Source organism: Micromonospora sp. NPDC005305, from assembly GCF_040607315.1.
Lineage (GTDB): Bacteria > Actinomycetota > Actinomycetes > Mycobacteriales > Micromonosporaceae > Micromonospora.
In genome coordinates this window covers 16,918-41,794 of sequence record NZ_JBEXGL010000003.1, presented here as the reverse complement: position 1 = coordinate 41,794, position 24,877 = coordinate 16,918, and the positions used below count along the sequence as shown (strand labels likewise).

Sequence of the window (24,877 nt, the reverse complement as noted above, 5' to 3'; positions counted from 1 at the left end):
GCTGCGGATCCCCCATCCCTTCGGAGAGGACATCACCGTGACCGACACGGACCACACCAGCAGCAGGAAACAGCCGGGGAGCCGGCCCGAGGACCACACGGACTGGGTCGCGCTGGGCCGCCGGCTGCAGAACATCCAGAACACCCTGGTCCACCACGAGAGCACCCCGCGCTACGGCGACGACTACTACGCCGAGGCGCTGCGCCGGCTGCTGACCGACTCCGGCTGCGGCTGGATCAGCACCGCGGAGCACCAGTGGCTGCTCGACCTGCACACCCAGGTGGACCGGCGCGGCGCGCAGGAGGCGAACCGGCGCGCCCGGGAGGCCCGCGCCCGCTACGCCACCGCCTCCCGCAAAATCCGCGCCGCGCTGGCCGAGTGGCTGCGCCGGGTCACCAATGAGCAGACCGTGCCGGCCCGCTACCGCCGAGAGGGGGTGCTGCTCGCCGCCGACTGGCTCGACCCGGCCACCTCCGCGGCCCCGCACGCCAGTTCCCCGGCCAGCGCCGCCTCCATTAGCCCCCATCAGTCGGCCGTTTCGCCGGTCGACTCTGAGGTGCTGCTGGCGTTGCGGAACGCGGGTGAGCGTGAGGGACAGCTTGCCGTGGCCTGGTGGCAGCAGCACGCCCTCGAGGGACGCACCGCATCGGAGCAGGAGCAGACCGCCCAGACGGTCCTCGAGGGCATCGACAGCAGCGACGACGCGGTCGCAGCGGCGTTGCCCCGCTTCGACGTCGCCGGCTACGACGCCGACCGCTACCAGGCCCACGCCCCAGCAGGCGCCCCCGACTGGTCCGAGCTGCCCGACCACGATCAGGCGCTGGTGGTTGACGCGGTGCGGGACGGGTTCACCGACGCCGTCCGCGACGGTGTCGCCGCCCGCTGCCACGCCGTACTGACGGCGCGGGAGGGGACCCGATGACCTACCAGCATGGAGAGCGGGTGGCTCTTGAGCACACCAGCGACCCGCACACGCTTCTGCGTCCGGGGGACGAGGGCACGGTGCGCCACTACAACCCGGACCGGCAGGTCCTCGAGGTGAACTGGGACAGCGGTTCCCGCCTGTCGATGCTTCTCGATGCCGGTGACCGCGTCCGCCGGCTCCCCACCCCTCTCGGCGGCGCCGGCTGGGAGCAGGTGCTCGACGCGGTGCGGATCGCTGGCGCGGCGGCTGGCCGGGACGCAGCCGTGTGGTGGGCGCAGAACCGCATCGGCGGAAGGACCACCGGCGACGTCCGCGAGGTCGCACGGCAGGTCCTGGCCGGCATCGACGACGTGGACCCGCCCGTCATGGACGGGCTGCCCACCGCCGACCGGTACGTCCTCGCCGAGGACCGCGACCGGTATGCCGAGCACGCCCCGGGTTCGCCGGCGTGGGAGGACCTGACCGGCCGCCAGCGCGACCAGACGCGGTGGGCGTGGTGCGACGGGTTCGACGACGCCGCCGAAGCCGAGGTGGCCCGGCAGTGCCGGATCGTGCTGCACCCGCACGGCGACGACCGGGACATGAGCCACCTGGCTCCCGACCGGGTGCGCCTGGGCGGGCCGGGCGTCTTCGCCGGGGACTGGGCGTGGACGCCGAACGGCGACGGACAGATGCGGATCCCGGTCGGGTTCGTCGGCATCCTGGTGGACACGTGGAACGGGTGGGCGGTGTTCACCTGCACCCGGCAGGTAGCCGAGGCGATCGTCGCCGACCAGCAGGCCGCCCGCGACCGCTACCGGCAACAGCTCGCCGCAGAGGGCGTCAGCGGGCAGCGGCAGGACCGGATGGTCGACGAGTCCATGGCGCGGCTGTGGTTCGACGGCGACGTCATCGTCGCCGACGAAACCCGCGTGCACGACGACCCGGACGCGGTCGAACGGATCAGCCCCGACTCGGACGGCCGGTACGTCGTGATGGGCCATGCGTGGACGTGGCTGCCGGTGCACCCGTACGACTGCGGCCGCATCGCAGGCGACATCCCCGACCCTCCCTCCGCTGCCGCCGGCACCCCAGGAACGCCGACCATGGGAGCAGCTGATGCCTGACGACCTGACTGACGAGTTCGGCGAGTACGCCCCCGAGGAACTCCTGCAAGCCCTCGTCCTGAGCCTGCTGACCAGCGCCGACCTGGACGAGCTGTGCGACGACGCCGACCTGCCGCAGCTCACCCACGACGACGGTCTGCCGGTGACGATCACGTCAGCGCGCACGTACCGGGACGCGGGGGCCCTGACCCTGGACCGCGGGGTATGGCTGGAGCTGTCCGACGGCAGCGTATTCGGGCTGACCGTGCAGATCTCCCGCCGCCCCCGCAGCGAGGTCACCCTCCGCCGCAGATAACCCCTACCGGGGCACCCGTTGCCGGATCGACTTGATCAATTCCGGCGCGGGTGCGTTCCTTGTCGTCGCCCACCACCCGATGGCGGCGGCACCACCGATCCGCAGCCCGTTTGGGCTGCCTGCTGAGCACCTCACGGAGCTTGCCGGCCATCCCCTGCCAACCGGGGTCCGGCCCGTTCACCGCCCCGTCTCCACCGCGCGGACACCGCACCTTGCCCGCGCACCCCGGAGACGGGGGTGCGCGGGCCCCACCCCAGATCACAGGAGGCCTGCATGGACCCTGCAACCCCAACCACAGCCCCGCAAACCGGTGACGCCTCCCCCACGGCAGATCCGGGTGACGGCCGCCGGCCCGGCTACCTCTACCGGCAGGTCGCCGCTCACCTCGCCGCGCACCCCGACCGGGTGTTCAAGGTCGGGGAGCTGACCACGGCGATCGCCGCCCCCTCCACCGGCGCGGTGTTCGAAGCCCTGAAGAAAATGGCCGCCGCCGGCTACGCCACCCATCAGACGGGCCCGCACCGGTTCCAAATCACCCAGGCCGGGATCGACGCCGCCGGGACTATGCCACCGCCCGCCCCGCGTACACCCCGCCAAGGACGTCACGGGGCGGGTCGGCGGCAGCCCGTCACGCGCCCCAACGGTGACCTGTACTTCCCCCGCAAGCTCGCGGGCGCCCCCGACGTGGACGTGCTGCGCAGGCTGCGCGAGAAGCGTATCCCCGTGCTGCTCTACGGTCCGCCCGGCACCGGCAAGACCGCCCTCGTCGAGGCCGCCTTCCCTGACCTGATCACCGTCGCCGGAACCGGCGACACCGTCGTGGAGGACTTCCTCGGTAACTTCATCCCGCTACCCGACGGCGGGTTCGAGTTCGTCTACGGACCCCTCGTCACCGCCATGCGCGAGGGCCGCGCGCTGCTGGTCGACGACGCCACCCTCATCCCACCGAAGGTCCTCGCCGCGCTCTACCCGGCCATGGACGGCCGCCGGGTGATCACCATTCCCGGCTACCGCAACGAACGCGTCGAAGCCGTCGACGGGTTCTACGTCATCGCCGGCCACAACCCGGGCGTCCACGGCGCGATCCTCACCGAAGCACTGGCGTCGCGGTTCGACGTGCACATCGAGGTCACCACCGACTGGGACCTCGCCCGCCACCTCGGCGTCCCCAACCCCGCCGTCCAAGCCGCCATCGCCCTCAACGCCGACCTCGCCGCCGGACGCGTCACCTGGGCGCCGCAACTGCGGGAGCTGCTCGGCTTCGCCCGCGTCCGCAAAACCCTCGGCCTGCCCGCAGCCGTGGCGAACCTCGCCGGCCGCGCCCCCGCCGACGACCGCGAGCAGGTCCTCGCCGCCCTGCGCCAACAGTTCGGCACCGACATCACCGCCCTGACCCTCGGCAAACAGCGCTGACCCCCGAAAGGAGAACCCCTGATGCCTCACCCACACAGTCACCTGCAGACCGGCCCGGCCGCGCCCGCAACCGCTGGCCCGGACTGGCAGGTGTGGAGCGACGCCTGGACCCGGCACATCCCGACCCTGACCGGCCGCACCGACCTGACCGTCACCGTCGCGCCCGGCGCCGGTGGCGGCGCACCCGCCTGCTGCTACCCCGACGCCGGCCGCATCGAGGTCGACGCCACCTACATCGGCTCCCCCGACATCGCCAACCCCCGCCGCGCCGGCCACAAACGCCTCGTACCGACCGCCTACGGGCTGCTCGTGCACGAGGCCGCGCACGCCGCCCACAGCCTGTGGCGCACCCCGCCCGACACCCCTGCCGTCGTCGCCGCCGTCGCCGAGCTACTGGAGGAGTCCCGCATCGAGTACCGGCAGCGCACCCGTCGGCGCGGTGACCGGCGGTGGCTACGCCACACCGTCACGACCCTGATCAGCGCCGACGACGCCGCCGTCGACGACCCGTGGCACGCCGCGCACCTCGCTGGACTGCTCCTGGCGCGGGTCGATGCCCGCATCCTCACCGCTAAGGACACCCGAGGGATCCGTGCCGCCGTCACCACCGTCCTCGGCCGCAAGCGGTTGCTGCAGCTCCGCCAGCTGTGGCGTCAAGCCCACAGCGTCGACGACAGCGACGCCGACACGATGATCGACCTGGCGTGGCGGTGGTGCCGGCTCCTCGACATCGACCCACACCGGCAGCCTCAGGCGCCCACCGCGGACGCGGGCGTGTTCGCCGGGCTGCTCGCCCAGGCGCTCACCGACTACCTCGCCCACACCACTGGCCTCACCCCCGCCCAGTATCGAGATCAGCAGATCCACGCCCGTTTCTCCGCACCGGCGACATGGACCCGCCGGGAGCCGACCGACGCCGAACGCGCCGCCGCCCGCCACCTCGCCGCACGGCTGCGCCGCGCCCGTACCAACCACCGGGAACCAGACATCCGGCCCAGCCTGGTGCCGCCAGGCAGGCTGCGAACCCGGCACGCGATCACCGCCCAAGCGCAGATCGCCTCCGGCTCCATGCCCACCGCCACCCCCTGGCAGCAGCGCACGCAGCTGCCCCCGCCGAAACCGACCCTGCAGCTAGGCGTCATCGTCGACGCCTCCTTCTCCATGCACCCCTGGGCGGCGCCCATGTCGTCGGCCGGGTGGATCCTCGCCCACGCCGCCCACCACAACCAGGCCGTCACCGCCACCATCGCCTTCGGTAGCGACGTCACCCTGCTCGTCCCACCCCGCCAGCACCCCACCCACGTGCTGGAACTGTCCGCGGTGGGCGGCAGCACCGCCTTCACCGACGCGGTGAAACTCGCCGACCAACTACTGCAGCTGCGCCAACCCGGACGGCTACGGATGCTCACTGTCGTCTCCGACGGCGACCTGCCCGACCGAGAGCCCGCGCAACGCCTCATCAGCACCCTGCACCAGGCGGGCTGCGCCGTGCTGTGGCTGCGTCCCGCCGACCTGGACGGGCACACCTTCGCCGACACCACCACGATCCTGGTGGCGGATCCCGTGCAGGCCATCGGCCACATCGCCGACGCCGCGGTCACTGCCCTCGAGCACGCCTGACCCCGTCTCTCCGCCGGGCTCTCCCCTGGCCGAGGTGTCGGCTCGCGGTCCACCGAACTTCGGCGTCACGCCGACAACCACCGGTCGAGATCACTCATCGCGCTCCCACTGGCCGTTGCTCGGCCACCCCGCGCACTTCCAACGCCGAGCACGGCCGCCCAGCCGTGCCCGAACCCATTACGACAGAACAGGAGAAACCGTGAACAGCCCGAACAACCCGCGCTTGCCGATCACCTCGCCCGCGGACCTGCTCACCGCCGTGCCCTACCTGCTCGGCTTCCACCCCACCGACAGCCTCGTGATCGTCGGCCTCACCGGCACCCGGATCGCCGTCGCCAGCCGCGCCGACCTCCCCCAGCCCAGCCAGGTCGCCGCCTGGGCCGACGACTACATCCTGTCGCAGATCCGCATGCTGCGGAACGCGGCGGCCACCCGCGCCATCGCCGTCGGCTACGGCCCCGCCGCCACCGTCACCCCGGCCATCGACACCGTGATCCCGCGGCTGGCCGCCACTGACATCGACGTCTTCGACGCGCTGCGGGTCACCGACGGCCGCTACTTCTCCTACCTCTGCCAGGACCCCGCCTGCTGCCCCACCGACGGCGTGCCCTTCGACCCCCAGCGCAGCGACATCACCATGCACGCCATTGTCGCCGGCTGTCACGCCCTACCCGACCGGGCCGCGCTCGTGGCCAGCATCGCCCCCACCACCGGGGACGCCCGCGTCGCCGTCACCCGCGCCACCGCCCACGCCCGAGCTCGACGCCGCACCCTCGTCAGCGAGGCCGGACGCGACGGCCTGATCCGCGCCGGCGAACAGGCGGTGCGGGACATGCTCGCCCGCTACGCCGACGAGCAGACCCTCACCGATGACGAGTTGGCCTGGCTCACTGTCCTGCTGCCCGTCCCCGCGATCCGCGACGTCGCCTGGCAGGCCACCGACGCCCAGCCCTGGCACGTCGCCATGTGGACCGACATCACCCGCCGCGCGCACCCGCCGCTCGTGGCCCCACCGGCGAGTCTGCTCGCCTTCGCCGCGTGGCGCCGCGGCGACGGCGCGCTCGCCTCCATCGCCGTCGACCGCGCCCTGGGCGCCAACCCCGCCTACACCCTCGCGCATCTGATCGACCAGGCGCTGCGGGCCGGGCTCGCCCCGTCCGTGCTCGACGGCTGGCCCTACCCCGGCCAGCCCACCATCGCCTGACCCGCGCCCGTCCCGTCTGGAGACATCCATGTCCGCACCGCACCTCGACGTCCAGCGGCTGCTGCACGACCAGGGCTACGCCCTCGACCCGGATCAGCTCGCCGAGGCCTGCGCACACCACCCAGAGCAGCTGTGCGCGCTGCTTGCCGCGGCTGGCACCATCGCCGCCACCAGCGCCCAGATCACGGTCCTGACCGACGCCGCGAACGTGCTCTGCGACGTCCATGCCAGCAGCGACGCCGACACCGTTCTGTCACTACGACAGCGGCTCGACCGGGTCGCTGACGCCCTCACCGCCGCTCTCGCCCAGCACGACAAGGCCAGCGCCGCCCTACGACACACCTGCGGCGCCCTGATCCGCACCGACCTCGCCGTGCTCTCGATTCCCGAGTGCGTCAACCCCGCCGAGTCGCCGCGCGCCGCCACCGACTCGACGCCCTGAGCCAGACACCCGCACCCGTCGCCCCGAACGGGCGGCGGGTGCGGGTGTCTGCAACGCAACGGAGGACCTGATGACCGAACCGACGGCCGCCCCTGCCGCACCCCCGAGCCTCGAATCCGTCCTGCGCCATGCTTGGGACGCCTTCCACCCCGGCCAGCCAGCCCCGCTGGGATGGCTCACTCACACCACCACCCAGATCCAGGCCTACCTGCGTAACCACCACAGCGACCCGCAGCCGCCGCCCGCTATCCCCGAATCGTTGACGCAGCTCCGCAGACAGATGTGGCAGGCGCTGCGCGAGGCGGTCAGCGAGCACGACATCGACATTGATGCGGCGAACCGGGTCATGGAGGTCGTCGACCTGCCGCTGCTGCCCCGCCGCTGGCAGGTCCGCCTCACCCTGACCGTCCTCGCCGAGCTCGCGGCCGGCACGAGCGATGACGCCTTCGACGCCGCCGAAGCCGCAATCGAAACCGCCCTCGCCGGCGCCGAAATCGAGGCACGCATCGAGTGGAACGGCAACGAACGCGACAACGCCGACCCGGGCGAGCTTGACCCCACCGACCCGTGGCCCGGCTGCCCGCGGTAACCAGCGCATCCCGGCTACCCGGGGAAAGCGGTCTCCTCTGACCCGCCGAGGCCGTCCCCGCTCATCACCTTCGGGGTGAGGCGATCACCGCGCGGCTCCCGAGAAAAGCGCGGAAATCCCACACACAGCAGGTCCCGGCGGGTTCCGCCGCTACCAGCCGACTTCCAGGCCGGAGACTGCTGCGGGCCACGCATGTTGCGGTGGGTCTGCTCGTCGGGCGGCCGCAGGCCGTCCAGCCTCCCCCGGACAGGGCGTTGACGAGCCGTCGGCGCGCTGGGCGCTGGAATGCTTCCTTCCTGCCCCCTGCGGCCGCTCCCTCCTCGCTGAAGCCCAGGCTCACCTCCTCGACGACGACTTGATCTATCGGGAAAGTGGAGCGTCACTCGTGGCTGCCGCCACCCCGGCGGACCCGGCAGCGGCCCACACCGCTGGCCGGGGTGGCGGCCACCCCAGCCGACAATCCGCGAGAGGCAACGCCGATGACGCAGCCGCACCGCCGCTGCATTCCCCGCGACGTCACCGACGTCCTGCTGTGGCTGCTCGCCGCCGACGTCGCGTCTGCCCACCTCCCTGATCCCCACCGGCCGGACCGCTGCGCCAACCTACGCTGCACCGGCGAGGCCTACCCCTGCCCGCCGGCGCGCGACGCCCGCCGAGCCTGCCACGCGGCCACCCGAGGCGAAGTGCTCACCCGAGGGCGAGCGAAGGTCGCTGCTCCAGCCGGCGCGGCGGCGCGGTTCGCCGGCTGGTTCCGGCCCACCCGGCCTGGCCCACCGCCGCAGCGGCCGATGCCGGCGCCGCGCGCCGCCTAACAACTCGCGCTGACTCCCCACCCGGCGCCGCAGTCGGTCCTTCTGTCCTACCGGCGACTGACGCCTCGCCAAGTCGCGTCGCCGTCCGCGCTTCGGCGTCTCGTGCCCTGCGCCCTACCACCGCGGGCTACCGGGGCTTGGGACGCGTATGCCGCAACCACGGGCAACGGCGTGGGCTGCAGGCTGCCAAAACCCCATCCGGCTCGCCCGCGCCTAACGCGCTGGTCGCGCCCCCGCGCACCTGCGGTGCAGATCCGGACCGCCAGCAAACCCCGCCCCACAGACCGAGCCGCTCGAACAGCGCCCCAGCGCTTCACAAGGAGAGGAGAAACCCTATGGCACCCGCGATCGACCCGGACCCCGCCGATGCCGGCGACCTCAGCGTCGGCGACCCTCAGCTGGGCAAGTCACGGCTGCTATCGCGGCAGTGTGACACCTGCGTGTTCGCGCCAGGCAACAAGATGCGTCTCACCCCGGGCCGGCTACACGACCTTGTCGCCGAAGCCCGCACCAGGCAGTCCTTCATCATCTGCCACTCCACGCTTCCGCATTACATGCATCCCCAGGTCAAGCCGGCGATCTGCCGCGGCTTCGCCGACCGCTACGACACGCAGGCGTTGCAACTCATCGCACGGCTCTTCGGTTTCGTCGAGGTCGACCCGCCCGAGCAGGGTCCATCCGAGTTCAGCACCTCTACCTGAACAACCACACCAACGAATGCCCGGAGCGGGTGCGGTACGAGCCCCGTGGCTCGCCACCGCTGCCCGCATCCCAATGAAGGAGCGTTCCTCGTGACCGGCATAGACGACTTCCTGTACCGCCAAGGCGAGATCATCGACAGGGTGGGCTGGGCGGTAACTCTCGTCGTCCCAAGCGACGACGACCCCGACGACACCGCACCCTTCGCCTACACCGTCGGGCTCACCGCACACGACTACCCGGAGCTGATCATCGCCGGACTCGACCCGGCTACCTCCCAAGCGCTGCTCAACGACCTCGCGAGCAGGGTCTACGACAAGGCCGAGCATTTCCGTCACGGTCAGCGCATCGGCGACCTCATCGCCGGACACGACGCGGTCATCATCGACGGCGACCCGACCGAGCATCTGCACCCGGGCGGCGCGATCGGCCGCTACGGCCGCGACCGCGTCCGCCTGCAGCAGGTTGTCTGGCCTGACCGCCACGGCCGCTTCCCCTGGGACACCGCCTACGCGTTTCCCTCCGCCGTGCAGCCGCTGATCGCGCGGCCATAGACCTCGGCCGCGCGGGGCCGGATGCGATGTCGCATCCGGCCCCGCGCCGCGAGGTCCTTCGTAGCCAGAGCCGCCTGTCAACGACCGGCACGAGAAAGAAGATCGGTCCTCTTTGTCTTTGCGGCGTCTCTTGTCGGCGTACGGGCTGCAGCGCAGAACCGCGTACGCCACCGAGTACACAACGGCCATCGACATCCGCAAGCTCAGCGGCGGGCTGACCGGCCGAGTCGCCGCCAGCACACAGAAATCATCGACTACCCACAGTGACATTTGCCGAGCCCCGGTGGTGTCCGGATCTGCCGATGAGTGTGCGCGGATCTGCCGATGAGAGTGCGTTCAATGCTCTTCTCAGATCCTGGGCCTCGAGCTCTTATGGGGTGGTCGGCTTCATCGGGGTGTCCGCGATCTGGGTGAGAAGGAAGTCGAGTCGTTCCTCCTGTCCGTCCGGGGGGATGCGGCCGCTTTCCGACAGGACGGCGATGCCGTGCAACGCGCTCCAGAGGACTTCGGCGAATAGTTCGCGTCGCTTGTTGTCTGGGTGGAAGCAACTGACGAACTCGTCGAAAGAAGCCCGCAGCGGGGGCGGTGTCTCGGCGCTCGCGAACTTCAGGTCGGTGGGCAGGATGAACATGGCCTGGTACAGAGCAGGTCGCTCGGCCGCGAACTCAAGGTAGGCGCGGCAGACGGAGCGCAGGGCCTGTCCGGGCTCGGGGGCGGCCTGCCGTGCGCGGCGCAGGTGGGCGGCGAGTTCGCTGAATCCGTCCAGGGCGACGGCGCTGACGATGGCGTCCTTGCCGTTGAAATGGCTGTACAGCACCGGCTGGCTGTACTGACCCGTTCAGCCAGCCGTCGTGTCGTGACTGCCTCCCCGCCTTCGGTCTCCGCGAGTTCGCGCGCGGCCGTGATGATCAGTTGATGACGGTAAGCGCGTTCACGTTCGCGGCCCGGTCGGGGTGGTGAATCTGCTGTCGCAGGACACCGCCATCACGTAATTGAGGTCGTGGTCTTCCAGCCAGGTCCGGAGACCCGGGTTGTCGCCGTAGGCCTCATCGGCGGTGAACCAGCCCACCTGAGCACCGGAGTCCAACAGGCGTCCCAGCATCGCCGCTGCCAGGACTGGCTTGGTCGCGAACTCGACACCATCGGCGATCCCCGCCTCCCGGCACCGCTGTCGATCAGCGCACCATGACGCGTCCGGGAGGTAGAGCTCCCGGTCGATCAACGCCCGCCCCTTGTTCGAGACGTAGGTCAGGAACACACCCAGTTGACAGTTCTCGATCCGTCCGGCAGTGCCGGAATATTGACGCTGAACTCCGGCAGATTTGGTGCCCTTCTTCAGAGAACCCGTCTCGTCGGCCACCACTACAGCACTGGGATCACCGAGGGTGTCCAGTACATAGCCGCGCAGATCATCACGAACGTCGTCGGCGTCCCAGCGGTAATAGCCCAGCAGCCGCTGCATCCCGCTCGGAGTCAGGTCACCGGCCTGCTCAGCCAAGGTCCAAGAGTTCTTTCGCTCCGCCCCGGAGAGCAACCCCAGCAGATACATCCGCGCTCGGCGACGCGAGGCGGCCTGCGCGAAACGACCGGCTACCAAGGAGAACATATCGTCGAAGGCGGCCTGCCACCGCGCCATACGATCATCAACCACGGCCACGACCCGGACGTCACATCTCCAGCGAGTTCCACGCCGCCAAGTTCGCCACGGCTCGACCATGGTCGAGGTCACGACACGCCGCGAACATCACACATCGCGACTGCACCGCTAGGGGTGCAGGACGATCTTTCCCACATGGCTCCTGCGGGCGAGTTCTTCCTGCGCCTGAACGGCCTGGTCCAGCGGGAACGTCGCGGCGATGACGGGCTGGATTTCGGCCTGACGAGCCAGGTTCATGAGGAGGTCGAAGTGCGTTGGCGTGTGCATCGCGGAGCCGATCACCTGCGCGTTGTGCAGGTAGAGACGGCGCACATCAAAGGTCACGTTATACCCGCCGAGTGCGCCGGCGATGACCCAGCGGCCACCTTCGCGCAGCAGCGGCAGTCCCTGACTCACCAGGTCCCCAGCGACGACGTCGAGTGCGACGTCGATGCCCTCCGGCGCGGCAGCGCGGACCTGCTCGGCGATGTCTCGTGCGCGGTCAATGACTTCGTGTGCGCCCGCCTCACGCACCGAATCGATCTTGGATCCGCTACTGATGGCGAGCACCCTCGCACCGCGCGCACGGGCGATCTGCAGCAGCGCGAGGCCGACACCGCCGGACGCTCCCGAGACCAGCACGGTCTCTCCCGCCCGCAGCCGTGCCCGCTCGATCATGCCCAGCGCTGTGCCGTACGCAGTCGGCAACGTCGCGAGCTGATCGTCGGTGAGCGGGGATTCCGTCACGTCGTGCACACGTTCCGACGGCGCGGTCACGTACTCGGCGTAACCGCCGTCGCGTTCGCTCCCCATCAGGCCCACCGGGTTCGCGTCCGGCCCGTCGGCGTCGTAGATCGCTGGGTCGACGACCACTCGGCGACCGACGAGGCTCTTGTCCACGTCGGCGCCGACTGCCACGACCCGGCCGGCCACGTCGGCGCCCTGGATGCGTGGGAAGTCGATCGGGCCTCGCCAGCCCGACAGCGCCTTCGGGTCTCCCGGACGGCCGTAGGCGCCCTCCCGGGTCCACAGGTCGGTGTTGTTCAGCGCGACCGCGCTGACCTGGACCAGCGCCTCTCCTGCCTGCGGGGCAGGCACGGCCACCTCCGTCAGTTCAAGAACCTCCGGCCCTCCGTGCTCTGCGATCCGCACCGCGCGCATGGTCTTGGGCACACCCATCGCCTGTCCTCCTCGCAGGTATACTGATCTGTGAACATCTGCGATAGTACACCGATCGGTGAAGGGGCGCCTGATGCGGGAAGCGCAGCCCATGACACCGGCGGGCCGCCGCATCGTGGCGGCTGCCGAGGAGCTGTTCTATAACCGTGGGATCACAGCGGTCGGCGTGGATCTGATCGCTGAGCACTCAGGCGTGACCAAGCGGACCCTGTACAACCAGTTCGGTTCGAAAGACCACCTCGTGGCGACCTACCTCGCGGAACGTGACCAGCGCTGGAGGTCACTTGTCCGCGCCACGGTTGACGCCTGTGACGGTCCCGTTGAGGCCGTCACCGCACCCTTCGACGCACTGCGGACCTGGAGCGAGACCAACACCCGCGGCTGCGCGTTCATCAACGCACTGGCCGAGCTCCCGGACCCCTCGCATCCCGCGCATCGCATCGCCGCGAACCAGAAGCTCTGGCTGGTGAACCTGTTCAAGGAACTCGCCACCGCGGCGGGCTGCTCAGGCCCCACCGCCCTCGCCACCCAGCTCCTCGTGCTGCACGAGGGCGCTCTCGCTATGCAGCCGCTCCCGCTCGATAGCCTTTCGGAAAGCGCTGACCTGGCACGAACCCTAGTGGTCACGACACGCCGTGAACATCACGCATCGCGACTGTAGTACTAGTCACAATGCCGCGATCCGGGCGGCAGCCGCCGCCCCGCGTCAGGAGTGCTGGAAGACCTCGGCAAGGATTGGCACCAGGCGGTCCTTCACTGCGGCGGCGTGCGGCAACGGGATAGGTGCGCTGTCGCGGCCGGTGCGCACGCCCAGGTCGGTCAGGATGTACAGCATCCGCAGAGTGCGCATCGTGTTGGACCGGTACACCGGGGTCTGCCCGCGACGAGGTGAGGCGAAGTCCTCGTGGATCGGGTCCAGCCACCGGACGGCCTGGTCACTGGTGAGCTCGGCGCGGGTCAGGGTAAGCGCGATCGCCCGCGCGAGCCGGTCGTCCTCCTGCTCGGCGTACAGGTACTCGGTGCGTGCCAGTAGCCGCGCCGCGGCCAGCTCCAACATGGCGGTCGGGTCGACACGCGGATGCCGGCCGAACGCGGCCAGCAGGTCGGCGCCGTGAGCCACCGCGTGCAACCAGCCCAGCTTGTCGTCATACCCGCGCAAGTCGGTCTCGGCCAGGTACCAGCGGCAGAACGCCTCCTGCCACGCCGGCTCGAAGTCACCCTTGCTGACGATCATGTCCAGAACCAGCGGGGCGAAGGTGCGCGCCTGGATCTGCTGGTCAGTGAACCGGGCTGCCATCTGGTCACCCAGCCACCGGCGCCGCACACGATCGATGACATCACGGGCGATCCAGGTACGCAGCACCACGTACGGTGAACCGTCGCGTACCTCGGGGTCAGGGTCACGCAGAGACTCGGCTAGATCAGCGACGAGCTCATCGAGGTCAGCCGTCGCCGGCAAAGCGAAGTCCGTATCGCATACGTGGTCCCAGTCGATCACCTGGGCAGCCTAGGCCATCGCATGATGTACGACCTGCCGGGTACCGTCCACGACCGCCCCGACTTCCGCCCGGTCTTGGCCAGCAACAGCAACGGTGCGCCGAACATCTTGCCGCCGATCTTCCCTCTGCTGCGCCGGTACAGCCACCCGGCCGTACGCGGAAACCCTCGCTCAAGCCGAATCCCCAGACCGTTCCGCCATGGTCACTATCCAATAGACAAGGGTCGGTGGATGCCCGGTCAGGCCGCCAAACGCGCGCTAAGTGGCCGCAAAGCGCTCGTCACGGAAGGTAACCGGATCGCCGGTGCCTGCATCCGGACGTGCCGATGAGCGGTCGTCACTCCCACCTGTTCTTGTCGGTCCACCGGACCTCGGGATACGACGGCTTGGGGATGGTGCTGAACCCCACCGCCTTCATGAAGCGGCGCAGCGCGAGGATGCTCCCGGAGGCTGACCACTCCGCAGCGCCTTTGGACGGCGACTGGGTGCCGCCGTACAGGCAGATGCCTACGTTGTGCTGCTCAGCCAGGGAGTAGACCTCTGCGATCTCCGCGTTGGAGAGCGCGTTCGGGCTCTGCAGGTACGTCTTCATTAGCCGAGACTAGCGTCGCAACGTTGGGATCTGAGCGTGTATACGTCGCTGGTCAGGGGCGGATGCGCGCGAGGTAAACCGCTCCGTGCGAGCCCGTTGACGAACGCACCAATCTGCCGCGGACAGCGCGTTCGCGATGGTTGCGCTCAGTGCTATCGCCGCTGTCGGTGGCCCTGGGTGTTGGCGTTCTGGGTGAGGTCGGCGCGTAGCTGGGTGCGGGTGCGCATCAAGATCCGTCCGAGCATGTTCTTGCCGGTGCCACTCCGGCCGCGTCCCCAGTAGTGGTCAGTGCTGGTGTCCTCGACGATCTCCTCGTCGCCGGTGTCCAACAGGATGGCGCGGATGTCGGCGTGGGCGGTGAACTTGGCCGTCACGGCCCGGCGCATCACGTCGTCTTTGACCCGTTCCCAGTCGCGGCGCAGCGGCCGGGACCGGTCGCGGCCCAGCTCGGCGGCCCGCAACGGGGTCGCCGTCCGCCGGATGAGTTCGGCGTGGCGGGTGCCGGGGAACTTCTGGGCCTGGAAATAGTGCTCGGAGGTCGTCCACCAGTGGCCGTCGAGGTCGAAGCCGTGGCCGGAGAAGTTGGAGAAGCAGCCGTACGGAACCTCGTCGGCACCGTAGAAGTAGATCGTCATCTGGGCCTCGGAGCGGGGGTCGGGGATCTGCACCGTGTCACAGGCATCGACAGAGCGGCAACCGAGTTCGCTGGCCACCATCCGGATCTGCCGCTCTCCGGGCGCCAGCTCACGTACACCGATTACTCATCGTGAGTGGCGGACGTGGGGCCGGCCGCCGTCGTAGCGTCCCGAACGCTTCGCGCCCCGACGTCTGGCGCACCCTACTCTGCACCGGAACCCCGTACGCCGACATCTCTTCCCCCGAAGTTCCGTGGGTCGTAGGAGCGGTCGCGTTGCTAGGTGCGGGCCCCTTCGGTGAGATCACTGGGGGGGTTTGCATTGGCTGCCGGTGGTGTCTGCGGACGTGGCGGCCAGTACCGGCGCACGGTGCGTTCCGAGCGTCCGATACGCGCCGCGATCTCGGCCGGATGCAGGTGGGGCTCCCGCCGGTGCCAGTAGGCAACGGCGGCGGCCGTCTCCGACGGCACCAGCTGGTCGCCGTTCACCGCCGGCTCGCCGTTCACGGCGCTGGCAGCGGAGGGCCGCTGCATTCGCGCGTTGGCCACGTCGACCAGGTGGCGCCTCGGCCGGCGCTCGCCGTCGCCGGCGTCATGTTGTGGGCGACGCTGCGGCGGGTCAGGGCACGGGACCGGATCGGCTGATGCCCTCGCGCCGGATGACGCGTCTGCAGTGCCCTCGTCTCGGCGGCCCGCTGATTTCGCGTGCGGCATGCGTGTGGTGGACGCGGGACTGGGTGTGGCGGCCACAGGGGGCTGGGGGTGCTGTTCGGGTTGTCCCGCGCGGATCCGGGCGGTGAGCTCGACGAGGCTGACGCTGGCGACGATGACCAGGCCGTCAACGGAGATGGGCAGCAGGTAGGCGGCCCCTGCGCCGGCCTCGCCGTAGCGGGCGGCGACCCCGACGAGGTGCCAGTACGACACCCAGGTGGCGATGGCGGCGATAACGCTGGTGGCGGCGATGCGGATGATGCCGAGGGAGCGGCGGTGGTGCGGGACGCGGGAGATCAGCTCGACGGTGAGCAGCAGCGCCAGCGGCGGCCACGCGGCGATGATCTGGCTGATCGGGTTCGGTCGGGCGTGCAGCACGTTCGCGGCGACCGATGCGGCGACCCCGAGGGTGAGCGTTGCCCGTACTGCCCATCGAAGCCGCTTCAGGTGCACCACAGCCACATCAGTCGCGGCCTCGCTTGTCGAGTTGTCCCCGGTACGGGTGGTGGGGCTGGTCAGCGGGCTCACGATCGTGCTCCCTGCGCTGCGGCCCGACCCTCTCGGCCGGCGGAGCGCAGCTTGGCGATGAGCTGGTCGGCCAGGGTGAGCGTGTCGTTGCCGGGCTCGGCGTCAATGTCGGCGAGCTGCCGTGTCACGGTTCGGCGTAGGGCCCGCACGCCGTCGATGTCGCCGAGGTGCGCGCGGGCGCGCATGGCCACCTGATACAGCTGCTCGGCGTAGGGGTGCTGGCCGATGGCGGCGTCGACGACGGCTAGCTGCTCGGCCGGTTGGCCGTCGAGTTCCTCGGTGAGGGCGACGGCCGCGTCGAGGGCTTGTTGCCGCACGGCTTCCCGGTGGGGCTCGATCCACTCGTAGTCGCAGCCGTCGGCGAGCGGTGCGCGGTAGGTGTCGACGGCGCGGCGCAGCGCCGCGACCCGTTCGGCTTTGCTGGTGGCGGTGTTGGCGGCGCGGAGGGCGGCGCGCATCCGCCACAGGTCCACGTCGAGGCGGTCGGGGTTGAGCTCGTAGCGGTGGCGGGGGTGGGTGAGGTAGGTGCCGGGTCCGCCGTGGTGGCGCAGGACGCTGCGCAGGTCTGAGACGTAGGTGTGCAGCCGGTGGGTGGCTTTGCTCGCGGGTGCGTCGGGCAGCAGGTCGTCGAGGATCGCCTCGGTGGTGGCGGCGCCGTCGCGTGCGGCCAGGTATACCAGCAGTTCGAGGGATTTGGCGCGCAGGCTGCGCTGCGGGTCCGCGTGGGCGAGGGCGGGAGCACCGAGCACGGTGACCGCGACCGTGGTGAGGGCGCCGGTTTCGGGGACGGGTGGGTTGGAGCTGGTCGCCGGCGTGCTGGTGGTGGCGGGTTGGTCGAGGGCGTCAGCGTGGCCCGTGTCGAGCGCCTGGATCTCGTGGTGAGCACCGTGTAGGGGTGTGTCGGCCGGCATCGTTGCTCGCTGATGCTGGTCCGGCAGCGGTGTTCGCGGGTCGGGCTGAGCGGCTGTGCGCTGTGCGGTGGGCGTGGGCTCGGTGGGGGCCGGGGAGGGGGCCTCGCCGGTGTGGGCCTCGGCCAGCACGGCGAGCAGATCGAGGGTCTCGGTGGGTTCGAGGACGGTGAGCCGGCCGATGTCGCCGCGGTGGGAGGCGTGGTCGGTGTCGGCGGGTGTGGTGGTGCCGTCCTCGTTGACGGTGACGGTGGTGCCGTCGGACCAGGGGCCGAGGAGCACGCCGTGGATGTCCAGGCGTTGCCCTTGGGTGAGGAGGGCGGCGACGCGGGGGCGCTCGCGCCGGTCCGGGGGGTGGGTGAGGAGCATGACCGGTGGGAGGGGCTCTTCGTAGGGGTCCGCGCGTAGGTCGGCGACGGTGGCGGTCTCGTGCTGGTCGACCAGTCGGGTGCGGTGCAGCGCCAGGGCTTCGAGGAGGTCCAGCGCGTCGTCGAGGGTGGGGGTGATCCTCAGCCGGGGTGTGCGGGGCACGGTGCCTGTGGTGGCGCCGAGCAGGGTCGCCGCAGTCGCTGCCGGTATCACGACGTGGGTGCGCGCGTGGGGATGTTCGTCGGTGTCGGCGGCGAGGGCGGCGGTGAGGAAGCCTCGGGCGGCGGCGTCTGCGCCGGGTCCGGTCAGGCCCAACCCTGCGGGCGGCCATACCGTCAGCGGCGCAGGCGCCGGCATGACCGGGCCGAAGCCGTGGCTGCTGGTCAGCGCGGAGGTGTCGTGCGAGGCAGTGGCCGAAGGATCGCGTGACGTCGCGCGTTGACTGCTCGAATTGGTCTTGCCCAGGGTGCTGGCACCGTCGGGATCGCCGACTGCAGCGTCCGCCGGCTCGTTGTGTTGGCCCGTTTCGCCCGCGATGGCGGCGGGATGGCGCAGCGCGCGGCGGATCTGCCCAATCAGCCGGGGCAAGGGGGCGAGAGTCTGCTTTTCCCAGCGCGGCGTGGTGGAGGGCTTGCCCGCGGTGTAGCGGCGCTGCCGGTGCGCCCAGACGAGGGCGGCGGCGGTGGCGATGGCCAGGGCGAGGCCCAGGCTTATCCAGCTGCCGCTGGGCAGCACCACGCCCCGGTCGGTGCTGCTGGGGCGGGGTTCACGCTCCGCGGTCGGTCCCGAGGTAGGCGTGCTCGTCGTGTTGTCTGCGCTGGCGCAGGTGCCGGCGGTGGTGGGTGTCGGCGCGTGGCTCGGCTCGATTGTGGGAGTGGTTGCCGTGGGTGGGGCCGGGTGCGGTGTCGAGGGCGGCCGGGCGGTTGTCGGGGCGGGAGCAGGGGTGGCGAGGTCCGGCTCATCCGGGGCCGACGGTGGCGATCCGGGGCGGGGTCGGTGTTTGATCGGTGGGGTGGCGCCGTCGGGCAGGGTGAGGATCCAGCCGGGGTAGATGACGTTCGGGTTGCGCAGGGTTCCGCCGGTGTGGGTGAAGTGGGTACCGCGGTTGAGGGCGAAGATTTCGGGCCAGCGGTCGGGGTCGCCGAGCCGCTCAGCGGCGATCTTGGAGAGGGTGTCCCCTCGCCTGACGGTGTGGGTGTAGGCACGGTCGGCGGCCATCAGGATCAGCTGTTGACTGCTGCTCACCTGGCGGGTCGCTGGGGCGGTGGTCGAAGCTTCCGGAGTCTGCGCGTCGCTGTCGTGCGTGGTTCCGGTTGCGGGGGCGGGGTGGGCGGGGGTGCCCGCGGTGGCGGTGGTGACGGCGGTGGCGCCGAGCAGTGCGGCGGTGAGGCCTTGGACGGGGCCGGGTAGGTGTAGTGCGGGCAGCCAGCGCAGGCGGCGAGCCAGCGTCGTGTAGGCGCGGGTCAGGACGGTGGTTGCCAGGAGCAGCCACAGCATCACGGTGCCTGCTCCGGCCAGGAGGATGACGAAGTCGGTCGTCAACGGTTGGTGAATCCACTGCCGGAGCGCCGCCGGCGACGGTAGCCGAGGATGCCACACGCCGCTTGCGACGAGGATCGCGGCAACGACAAGGGTGGACATGATGGACGTGGCGGCGGCCGCGGCGTTCGCTGCTCGGGACCTCACCTGACCTCCTCGCGTCGCGGGCTGCCACGCCGCCGCTAGGCCGGATGCAGCGGCGAGCGCGCCGCGAACGAGGGCTGCGGATGGCGGTGGGCTGGGAATGATCTGACGCTATGGCCGTGGCGATGGCGGCGCACCGGTGCGACGGCTTACAGCGCCTTACAAAACCTCACGCGCCCTTACAACCGCAGGTCAACGAGTTACGGCCCCTGCGATCGGTCGCTTCCGCAACGGGGTGGCTCGCGCTGCCGCGCTTCGATGTCTGGCGGGGTTCGCTAGTCGCCGGTGGAGGCGTTGCTGTGTTCGCGGGGCTGGCCGAGGGTGTCGCTGGGGTGCAGCCCGGCGATGCTGAGCCGGTGACGGTGGGCGTCGCGCAGCCGTTGTGCGGCGGCGTGGTCTCCCAGCGTGGTGAGGATGTCGACGGCCCGCTGGTGGAGGTTCTCGTTGTAGGGGTCGACGCGGATCCCGGCCTGCAGGAGCTCCACGGCGCGGCGGGGATCGTGTTGGGTCGACGCGGCGGCGGCGTAGGCATCGAGGACGAGCCGGCGGGCGCCTTCCCGGGGCGGGTCGATCCAGGGCCAGGTGTGGCCGGCGGCGAGGTCGCCGGTGTAGGCGTCGATCACGGCCTGCCACGCGCGGGCGGGGTCGGTGAGGGTGGTGGCGGCGTGGTGGGCGGCGCTGTGCAGCCGCCACAGGTCGACCTCAAGGTGCTCACTGCGCAGGCGATAGCGGTCGTCGGTGTGGTCGATGATCGAGAGATCCGAGGCGGCGCGGATGGCGGCGCGTAGCACGCTGAGGGTGGTGTAGAGGCGGTTGGTGACGGTGTGGACGGCCAGGCCGGGCCAGATTGCCTGCACGAGTTGTGCGGTGGTGGCGCCGTGGCGGTGCACGGCGAGGAAGGTCAGGATCTGCACGGCGGCGCTGCGGCGGATGGTCACGGCCCGGCCGTCGATGAGCAGCGTGGGCTGGCCGAGCACCCGCAGCTCGACCGGCGGCTGCGCGGCAACGGGCGGGGTGGGCTGGGGCGTGCGGTCCTCGCCGGCTTGGCGGGGAATCCGGACCTCGGGCGCCTGCCGTCGCTGTTCGGGAACGGCTGTGCGGGGGGCGGTGCCTGCTTGCGGAGTGCGGCTTGGCGTGGGCGGGGCGATGACCGTGAGCAGGTCCATCGCGGCAACCCGGTCCAGGACGCACAGCCGGGGCCCTGCCTGCCCCGGCAGCCGCGCATTCACCGTCCGGCCGTGCTGGTCGACGCTCCACGTGGCGCCGAGCGGCCATGCGCCGAGGACGACCGCGGTTGCTCGGCCGGCGCCGAGCAGGGCCGCCAACCGGTCGGCGGCAGGCCCCGGCGGCGGATCGGTGATCAGCACCAGCCGCGAAGGCTCCTCGTGTCTCGGCGGCGACGGGCCAGCCGTGTCAGTTGTGGGCGACGCGAGGGAGTCGATCAGCTCAACGGCGTGGGCCGCGGTCTCGGTGACCCGGAGGGCGGGGATGCTGTCGCAGACTGCGGTGGCGGCCGGCGGAAGCAGCGTGGTCAGGGCGGACCGGGTGATGACCACGCGGATGGCGTCGGGCGGATCGCGCAACGCCGCAAGCAGCGCGGTGACCAGCACTCCCCTGGCGGCGTCGGCCGCGCCGCCGCCGGCGAAGGCGACGCCCGTCGGAGGTAACGCGGCGATTGACGGCGGCGCGGTAGCCCGGGGCTGCTCGTCGGGCGACCGTTCGCTGGAGTCCTGGTCGGGGACGCAGACGGCTGCCTGGACGGCGGTGACGGCCGCCGGCAGCGGCGCCAGGTCAGGGTCGTTTTGATCCGGAGACTCCCGCAGGCCGGGCTGGTAGAGGCGTCGGCGCCTCAGCCACACAAGTGTGGCCGCGGCGGCCACCTGGTCGGCCGTCTTCTGAGGCAGCCAGCCGCCCGGGATGGTGACGCCCTCCCCCGCGTGGACCTCGGGTGCCGGGTGCGCGTCGACAGCGTCGTGGTGGAGTGTGCCGGCGGAGACAGCGATGGGCTGGACGGGCGGGGCTGTCGCGGTGGTGTTGGCCGCGGCGGTCAGGGCGGCAGCGCCGGCCATGCCGGTGGCGGTGGCTTGCAGGGGTGTCGGCAGCGGCAGGCGCCGCAGCCAGCGGGCGCCGGCACGCAGACGCCGTGCGGCGGTGACGATGACCGCGTAAGCCACGAGCAGCCAGAGCAGCCATGCGACCACCGTCAGCCCGGCGGTCAGCGTCTGGGTGGTGAGGGGTTGCGCGGCCCAGAGGCGGAGCTGCTGCAGGGTTGGCCAGCTGTGCAGCGGCGGGCCGAAGAACCTCGCCAGCAGCCACGGCGGCATACCCAGAAGAAGCAGAGCGAAGGCGAGGGATGTGACCCTTCGCGGCCACCTCACCTCACCCACCTCCTGAAGGAGCTGACCTCTGCTGGGCGCGGTTGTCCGCGCCTCGGCCCGCCGCTCATCGAACTGCGGGCGCTGCGGGGCGAAGGAGGCGGGTCCACAGCTGGCGCAGCCACCATGCGGCCACGGCGATCGCGTAGATCGCCCCGAGGATTCCGGAGGCAGGCCACCCGACCAACGCGGCGGTGATGACGGCGAGGGGTGCGCCGAGGATCAGCCGCAGGATGGGCTGGGAGACGACGGCCATGACGGTTCCGACACCGAGGAGCAGGCCGCCGAGGCGACTGGCGAGGTCGATCCACAGGACCATGTGGGGCCAGCGGTCCGCGGTCAGGGAGTACTGGATGAGCATCATCCCCAGCCCGGCGGTGACCACGGAGCCGGTCGGGAACGCGAGTAGCTGCGACCAGCCGCCGGGTGGGGTGCGCCACTGTCGGGCGGCGACGAGGGCCATCACCGCGGCCGCGGCGACGATCGGGGCGATCGGCAGCAGCGCCCAGCGCAGGAATCCGCCGGCGGGGTCGCCGATGTAGAGGCTGCCGACGACGGCGTACATGCCGCTGACCGCGACGCCGAGGGACGCCGACGCCAGGATGCCCGTGCCGGTCTGGGAGCCAGGGCTCACCGCCGGGTTGGTGCGGGCGGCGATCGTGGAGGCGAGGACGGTACCGGCGCCGAGGCTGGCGATCACCGCGAACACGGCGGCCACGGCCAGTTCACCCCAGTTCAGCAGCGCCCACTTGTAGAGGTAGCTTCCGTTCCATTCGGGAGTCAGCAGGAACTGGGAGACCAGGCCGAGCGACATGAAGCCGGGTACCGCGATCGCGGCGGCCCGTCGCAGGGGTGGCACTGGCTCCTCCGCCGGCAGCCCTGCGGCCGCTGTGGCGTCAGCGGCGCCCGCGTCGGCGGCTCCCCGGACGGCCGCCGTGGCGGGGTCCGCCACCACGGTCGGGGTGACACCGACGGTCTCGGTGAGGACTTTTTCCAGCAGGTGCATCCGGGCGACTCCGCCGACGCAGTAGACGCCGGCAAGGTCGTTGACCGCGATCTCGGCGGCGGCGATCGCCTCTGTCGCCAGCTGAGCGACGCGCTGCAGGACAGGATGGGCGGCTTGCTCGAGGAGGTCGGTGTTGAGCACCGCGGCCTGGCCCTGGGGCAGCGGCACCGTCACCGCGACACGGTCGGCCAGGGCATGCTTCGCGGCGCCGACGCTGGCCAGCAGGGCCCACCGCTGCCCGTCGCCACCTGCCGGGCTGGTGTCGGCGAACATGGCGGTGAGGGTTTCGTCGATCGCTGTCCCACCCGCGCTGGCGTCGGCGAGGGTAGCGAGGACCTCGAACCCGGCCGGCCCGCGCCGCAGGACGCTGACCTCGGCGCCGGCGCCGACGTCGCACACCACGATGTACGACCCCACCGGCAGCTGGACCCCGGTCGCCAGCAAGTGTCCGGCAACGGCCACGGGGGCTTCGATCAGGCGGGGTTGGGGCAGGCCCGCCCGGTGCGCGGCGTGGCGCATCCACGTCCGCCGCCGCGGCCCCCATCCGGCCGGCACCACCAGCCGCACGTCCTCCACCACCGACCCGACGGCCCGCTGCGCCTCGGCGGTGACCCGACGTAGCGTCGCGGCGACCAGGTCCAAGGTGTCGACATCCGCGCCGGCAACGGCGAGCTGCTGCTCGGATGACCGCCGTGGGGCGGGGATGAACCGCTGCGGATCCGCGGCAGCGGCCTGCCATGCCTGGTGGCCGGTCAGCACGTCGCCGTCCCCGCCGACCAGCACGGCACTCGGCAGGGCTGGTTCGCCGTCGAACATCAGCGGCAGCCAAGTGCCGTCCGGCCACGCCAGCACCGCGGCTGTGCTGGCGATACCGCAGTCGATCGCCAGGCGAGCCTCCCCCGTACCCATAGACCTCAGTCAAACATGACGATCACATTCACGTCACCCACGAACTACTCACAGCCATCAAACCGGGGACTCAGGGGGCGGACCGCCGGAGCCGCCAGCGTAGGTGCACAGCAGCTAGCCGAGCTGACCCGAACAATGCGGGACCGCCCACAACTTGACCCGATAGCCCACCGTCGATATCAACCTGTCCACACGATCCTCGTCGGAGGAAATCATGAAGCCACCCACCAGCCCGATGTCCGCACAAGCACAAGCCGTCGCCAACAGGTGGACACAGGCGGCGCTGTCCTGCGAACCCGCCGACCACGCGCGTGCCGAAGCCGCCGTCCGTCTGGCCTACCAGGCGGCGGGGCACCCCGAACCCTCCCGATTCCTCTGGTGCCCCTCTCCCCCCGCCGCCATGGAACAGCTGCACCGTGTCATCGGCGACGGACACCGGTCGCTGGTCAGGTCGGTGCGGCGCGACAACCTCAACCGCTCCCTTGCCGCAGCGCGGGCGCCGATCTGGGAGCAGACCAGCGAACTCGACCGGTTCACCGCCCACGGGGACTTCCACCAGTTCATGGAGTGGACGGGCTACTACGGCGAACAGCGCTACGACGGCGTCGAAGCCCGCTACGACCTCATGGAGTACCCCTACCGCTGCAACCCGGTCACCGAACTCGAAGGCGCCGCGCTCGCGCCGGTGCTGCACGCGGTGCGGCAGGTGTACGACCTGGTGCATTCCCCGATCTGGGCGAGCATCGACCGCAACATCACCGCGAGCTACACGCTGGTGCCCGCCAGGTTCTGGGACACCGGGAGCAGCATTGTGGACCAGGACGACGAGGGACATGCCGTCGTCCGGTACTGCCTGAACCCGCGGGACTGGTTTTTCGAACCAGCGTGGAACTTCTATCCCGACTGGCTTCTTCTCGCCGCCATCGACGTCTACCGAGCGCTGCTCGGAATCGCTTCTGACTCCGCGTGGGAAGCGTGCAGGGAGGTGGCTCTGGCGGCAGGACCGTGGTGGCCGTTCGCCGACGTCGCGGTTATGAGCGAACGCCCCACGTTCCTGCGGGTTAATGGGCAGGGCCAGTTGCACGGCGACGGCGAGCCGGCGGTTGTCTGGCTCGACGGCACCCAGACGTGGGCCCGTGACGGCAACGTCCTTCCGCCACCGTGACCAGCGGTCGCAGACGGGCGAGCCG

At 70.9% G+C, this 24,877-nt stretch carries 22 protein-coding genes and 1 pseudogene; 12 read left to right on the top strand and 11 right to left on the bottom strand.

Annotation, left to right across the window (positions count from 1 at the left end; all coding sequences use genetic code 11):
• The first annotated feature begins 37 nt into the window (after nucleotides 1-37).
• The 10 genes from ABZS80_RS06210 to ABZS80_RS06165 all read left to right on the top strand — a co-directional run bounded on the left by ABZS80_RS06210 (nucleotide 38) and on the right by ABZS80_RS06165 (nucleotide 9,659).
• Nucleotides 38-922 carry a hypothetical protein gene (locus tag ABZS80_RS06210; RefSeq protein ID WP_355054713.1) on the top strand — a complete coding sequence of 295 codons (885 nt, stop codon included), beginning with the start codon at nucleotides 38-40 and terminating at the stop codon, nucleotides 920-922.
• Entirely contained in the window at nucleotides 919-2,031 is a 1,113-nt protein-coding gene (locus ABZS80_RS06205; RefSeq protein WP_355054712.1) for a DUF4314 domain-containing protein, read from the top strand. The genes ABZS80_RS06210 and ABZS80_RS06205 overlap by 4 nt, the downstream gene beginning before the upstream one ends.
• Nucleotides 2,024-2,326, top strand: coding sequence for a hypothetical protein (locus ABZS80_RS06200; RefSeq protein ID WP_355054711.1), 303 nt, complete (start codon nucleotides 2,024-2,026; stop codon nucleotides 2,324-2,326). The genes ABZS80_RS06205 and ABZS80_RS06200 overlap by 8 nt, the downstream gene beginning before the upstream one ends.
• A gap of 273 nt (nucleotides 2,327-2,599) precedes the next feature.
• Nucleotides 2,600-3,739 (top strand): AAA family ATPase, encoded by a 1,140-nt coding sequence (locus ABZS80_RS06195; RefSeq protein WP_355054710.1) that lies wholly within the window; start codon nucleotides 2,600-2,602, stop codon nucleotides 3,737-3,739.
• Nucleotides 3,740-3,760: 21 nt separating this feature from the next.
• Complete coding sequence (locus ABZS80_RS06190; protein ID WP_355054709.1) at nucleotides 3,761-5,359, top strand: VWA domain-containing protein; 1,599 nt, start codon at nucleotides 3,761-3,763, stop codon at nucleotides 5,357-5,359.
• Between the two features lie 199 nt (nucleotides 5,360-5,558).
• Nucleotides 5,559-6,563 carry a DUF4192 domain-containing protein gene (locus tag ABZS80_RS06185; RefSeq protein ID WP_355054708.1) on the top strand — a complete coding sequence of 335 codons (1,005 nt, stop codon included), beginning with the start codon at nucleotides 5,559-5,561 and terminating at the stop codon, nucleotides 6,561-6,563.
• 28 nt (nucleotides 6,564-6,591) lie between these two features.
• Nucleotides 6,592-7,005, top strand: coding sequence for a hypothetical protein (locus ABZS80_RS06180; protein ID WP_355054707.1), 414 nt, complete (start codon nucleotides 6,592-6,594; stop codon nucleotides 7,003-7,005).
• A gap of 70 nt (nucleotides 7,006-7,075) precedes the next feature.
• Complete coding sequence (locus ABZS80_RS06175) at nucleotides 7,076-7,594, top strand: hypothetical protein (RefSeq protein ID WP_355054706.1); 519 nt, start codon at nucleotides 7,076-7,078, stop codon at nucleotides 7,592-7,594.
• Between the two features lie 1,147 nt (nucleotides 7,595-8,741).
• Nucleotides 8,742-9,107: a hypothetical protein gene (locus ABZS80_RS06170; protein WP_355054705.1), complete on the top strand. Its 366-nt coding sequence runs from the start codon at nucleotides 8,742-8,744 to the stop codon at nucleotides 9,105-9,107.
• Between the two features lie 90 nt (nucleotides 9,108-9,197).
• Nucleotides 9,198-9,659, top strand: coding sequence for a DUF4262 domain-containing protein (locus ABZS80_RS06165; RefSeq protein ID WP_355054704.1), 462 nt, complete (start codon nucleotides 9,198-9,200; stop codon nucleotides 9,657-9,659).
• A gap of 370 nt (nucleotides 9,660-10,029) precedes the next feature.
• Here ABZS80_RS06165 and ABZS80_RS06160 read toward each other — a convergent pair whose 3' ends face one another.
• The 3 genes and pseudogenes from ABZS80_RS06160 to ABZS80_RS06150 form a co-directional block, all read right to left on the bottom strand.
• Complete coding sequence (locus ABZS80_RS06160; RefSeq protein WP_355054703.1) at nucleotides 10,030-10,476, bottom strand: TetR-like C-terminal domain-containing protein; 447 nt, start codon at nucleotides 10,474-10,476, stop codon at nucleotides 10,030-10,032.
• Nucleotides 10,477-10,635: 159 nt separating this feature from the next.
• A pseudogene (locus tag ABZS80_RS06155) lies at nucleotides 10,636-11,295 on the bottom strand (IS701 family transposase); the annotation flags it as partial.
• A 129-nt stretch (nucleotides 11,296-11,424) separates the two neighbouring features.
• The gene (locus ABZS80_RS06150) at nucleotides 11,425-12,474 is read right to left on the bottom strand and encodes a zinc-binding dehydrogenase (RefSeq protein WP_355054702.1); all 1,050 of its coding nucleotides are present in this window, start codon (nucleotides 12,472-12,474) and stop codon (nucleotides 11,425-11,427) included.
• A gap of 73 nt (nucleotides 12,475-12,547) precedes the next feature.
• Here ABZS80_RS06150 and ABZS80_RS06145 point away from each other — a divergent pair, with 73 nt between their 5' ends.
• Nucleotides 12,548-13,135, top strand: coding sequence for a TetR/AcrR family transcriptional regulator (locus tag ABZS80_RS06145; protein WP_355054701.1), 588 nt, complete (start codon nucleotides 12,548-12,550; stop codon nucleotides 13,133-13,135).
• 45 nt (nucleotides 13,136-13,180) lie between these two features.
• Here the strand turns inward: ABZS80_RS06145 and ABZS80_RS06140 are convergent, their stop codons facing one another.
• The 8 genes from ABZS80_RS06140 to ABZS80_RS06105 all read right to left on the bottom strand — a co-directional run bounded on the left by ABZS80_RS06140 (nucleotide 13,181) and on the right by ABZS80_RS06105 (nucleotide 23,687).
• The gene (locus ABZS80_RS06140; protein ID WP_355054700.1) at nucleotides 13,181-13,972 is read right to left on the bottom strand and encodes a DUF2785 domain-containing protein; all 792 of its coding nucleotides are present in this window, start codon (nucleotides 13,970-13,972) and stop codon (nucleotides 13,181-13,183) included.
• A complete protein-coding gene (locus ABZS80_RS06135) occupies nucleotides 13,969-14,154 on the bottom strand; it encodes a nitroreductase/quinone reductase family protein (protein ID WP_355055060.1) in 186 nt (61 codons plus the stop codon). Before ABZS80_RS06135 ends, ABZS80_RS06140 begins: the two co-directional genes overlap by 4 nt.
• Nucleotides 14,155-14,309: 155 nt before the next feature.
• Complete coding sequence (locus ABZS80_RS06130) at nucleotides 14,310-14,564, bottom strand: hypothetical protein (protein WP_203744929.1); 255 nt, start codon at nucleotides 14,562-14,564, stop codon at nucleotides 14,310-14,312.
• Nucleotides 14,565-14,716: 152 nt separating this feature from the next.
• Nucleotides 14,717-15,232 (bottom strand): NADAR family protein, encoded by a 516-nt coding sequence (locus tag ABZS80_RS06125; protein WP_355054699.1) that lies wholly within the window; start codon nucleotides 15,230-15,232, stop codon nucleotides 14,717-14,719.
• A gap of 245 nt (nucleotides 15,233-15,477) precedes the next feature.
• Entirely contained in the window at nucleotides 15,478-16,371 is an 894-nt protein-coding gene (locus tag ABZS80_RS06120) for a DUF2637 domain-containing protein (RefSeq protein ID WP_355055059.1), read from the bottom strand.
• Between the two features lie 62 nt (nucleotides 16,372-16,433).
• Nucleotides 16,434-19,256, bottom strand: a complete 2,823-nt coding sequence (locus ABZS80_RS06115; protein ID WP_355054698.1) for a BTAD domain-containing putative transcriptional regulator — start codon at nucleotides 19,254-19,256, stop codon at nucleotides 16,434-16,436.
• A gap of 416 nt (nucleotides 19,257-19,672) precedes the next feature.
• Nucleotides 19,673-21,721, bottom strand: coding sequence for a hypothetical protein (locus tag ABZS80_RS06110; RefSeq protein WP_355054697.1), 2,049 nt, complete (start codon nucleotides 21,719-21,721; stop codon nucleotides 19,673-19,675).
• 118 nt (nucleotides 21,722-21,839) lie between these two features.
• Nucleotides 21,840-23,687: an Hsp70 family protein gene (locus ABZS80_RS06105; RefSeq protein ID WP_355054696.1), complete on the bottom strand. Its 1,848-nt coding sequence runs from the start codon at nucleotides 23,685-23,687 to the stop codon at nucleotides 21,840-21,842.
• A 214-nt stretch (nucleotides 23,688-23,901) separates the two neighbouring features.
• Here ABZS80_RS06105 and ABZS80_RS06100 point away from each other — a divergent pair, with 214 nt between their 5' ends.
• Entirely contained in the window at nucleotides 23,902-24,852 is a 951-nt protein-coding gene (locus ABZS80_RS06100) for a DUF6745 domain-containing protein (protein WP_355054695.1), read from the top strand.
• Nucleotides 24,853-24,877 lie beyond the last annotated feature (25 nt).

What these genes read in the sequence shown, in the direction of transcription:
- ABZS80_RS06205 (WP_355054712.1), top strand. Translation starts at nt 919, where the DNA reads ATGACCTACCAGCATGGAGAGCGGGTGGCTCTTGAGCACACCAGCGAC.
- ABZS80_RS06200 (WP_355054711.1), top strand. Translation starts at nt 2,024, where the DNA reads ATGCCTGACGACCTGACTGACGAGTTCGGCGAGTACGCCCCCGAGGAA.
- ABZS80_RS06195 (WP_355054710.1), top strand. Translation starts at nt 2,600, where the DNA reads ATGGACCCTGCAACCCCAACCACAGCCCCGCAAACCGGTGACGCCTCC.
- ABZS80_RS06190 (WP_355054709.1), top strand. Translation starts at nt 3,761, where the DNA reads ATGCCTCACCCACACAGTCACCTGCAGACCGGCCCGGCCGCGCCCGCA.
- ABZS80_RS06180 (WP_355054707.1), top strand. Translation starts at nt 6,592, where the DNA reads ATGTCCGCACCGCACCTCGACGTCCAGCGGCTGCTGCACGACCAGGGC.
- ABZS80_RS06175 (WP_355054706.1), top strand. Translation starts at nt 7,076, where the DNA reads ATGACCGAACCGACGGCCGCCCCTGCCGCACCCCCGAGCCTCGAATCC.
- ABZS80_RS06170 (WP_355054705.1), top strand. Translation starts at nt 8,742, where the DNA reads ATGGCACCCGCGATCGACCCGGACCCCGCCGATGCCGGCGACCTCAGC.
- ABZS80_RS06150 (WP_355054702.1), bottom strand. Translation starts at nt 12,474, where the DNA reads ATGGGTGTGCCCAAGACCATGCGCGCGGTGCGGATCGCAGAGCACGGA.
- ABZS80_RS06145 (WP_355054701.1), top strand. Translation starts at nt 12,548, where the DNA reads ATGCGGGAAGCGCAGCCCATGACACCGGCGGGCCGCCGCATCGTGGCG.
- ABZS80_RS06130 (WP_203744929.1), bottom strand. Translation starts at nt 14,564, where the DNA reads ATGAAGACGTACCTGCAGAGCCCGAACGCGCTCTCCAACGCGGAGATC.
- ABZS80_RS06110 (WP_355054697.1), bottom strand. Translation starts at nt 21,721, where the DNA reads ATGCCGCCGTGGCTGCTGGCGAGGTTCTTCGGCCCGCCGCTGCACAGC.
- ABZS80_RS06105 (WP_355054696.1), bottom strand. Translation starts at nt 23,687, where the DNA reads ATGGGTACGGGGGAGGCTCGCCTGGCGATCGACTGCGGTATCGCCAGC.
- ABZS80_RS06100 (WP_355054695.1), top strand. Translation starts at nt 23,902, where the DNA reads ATGAAGCCACCCACCAGCCCGATGTCCGCACAAGCACAAGCCGTCGCC.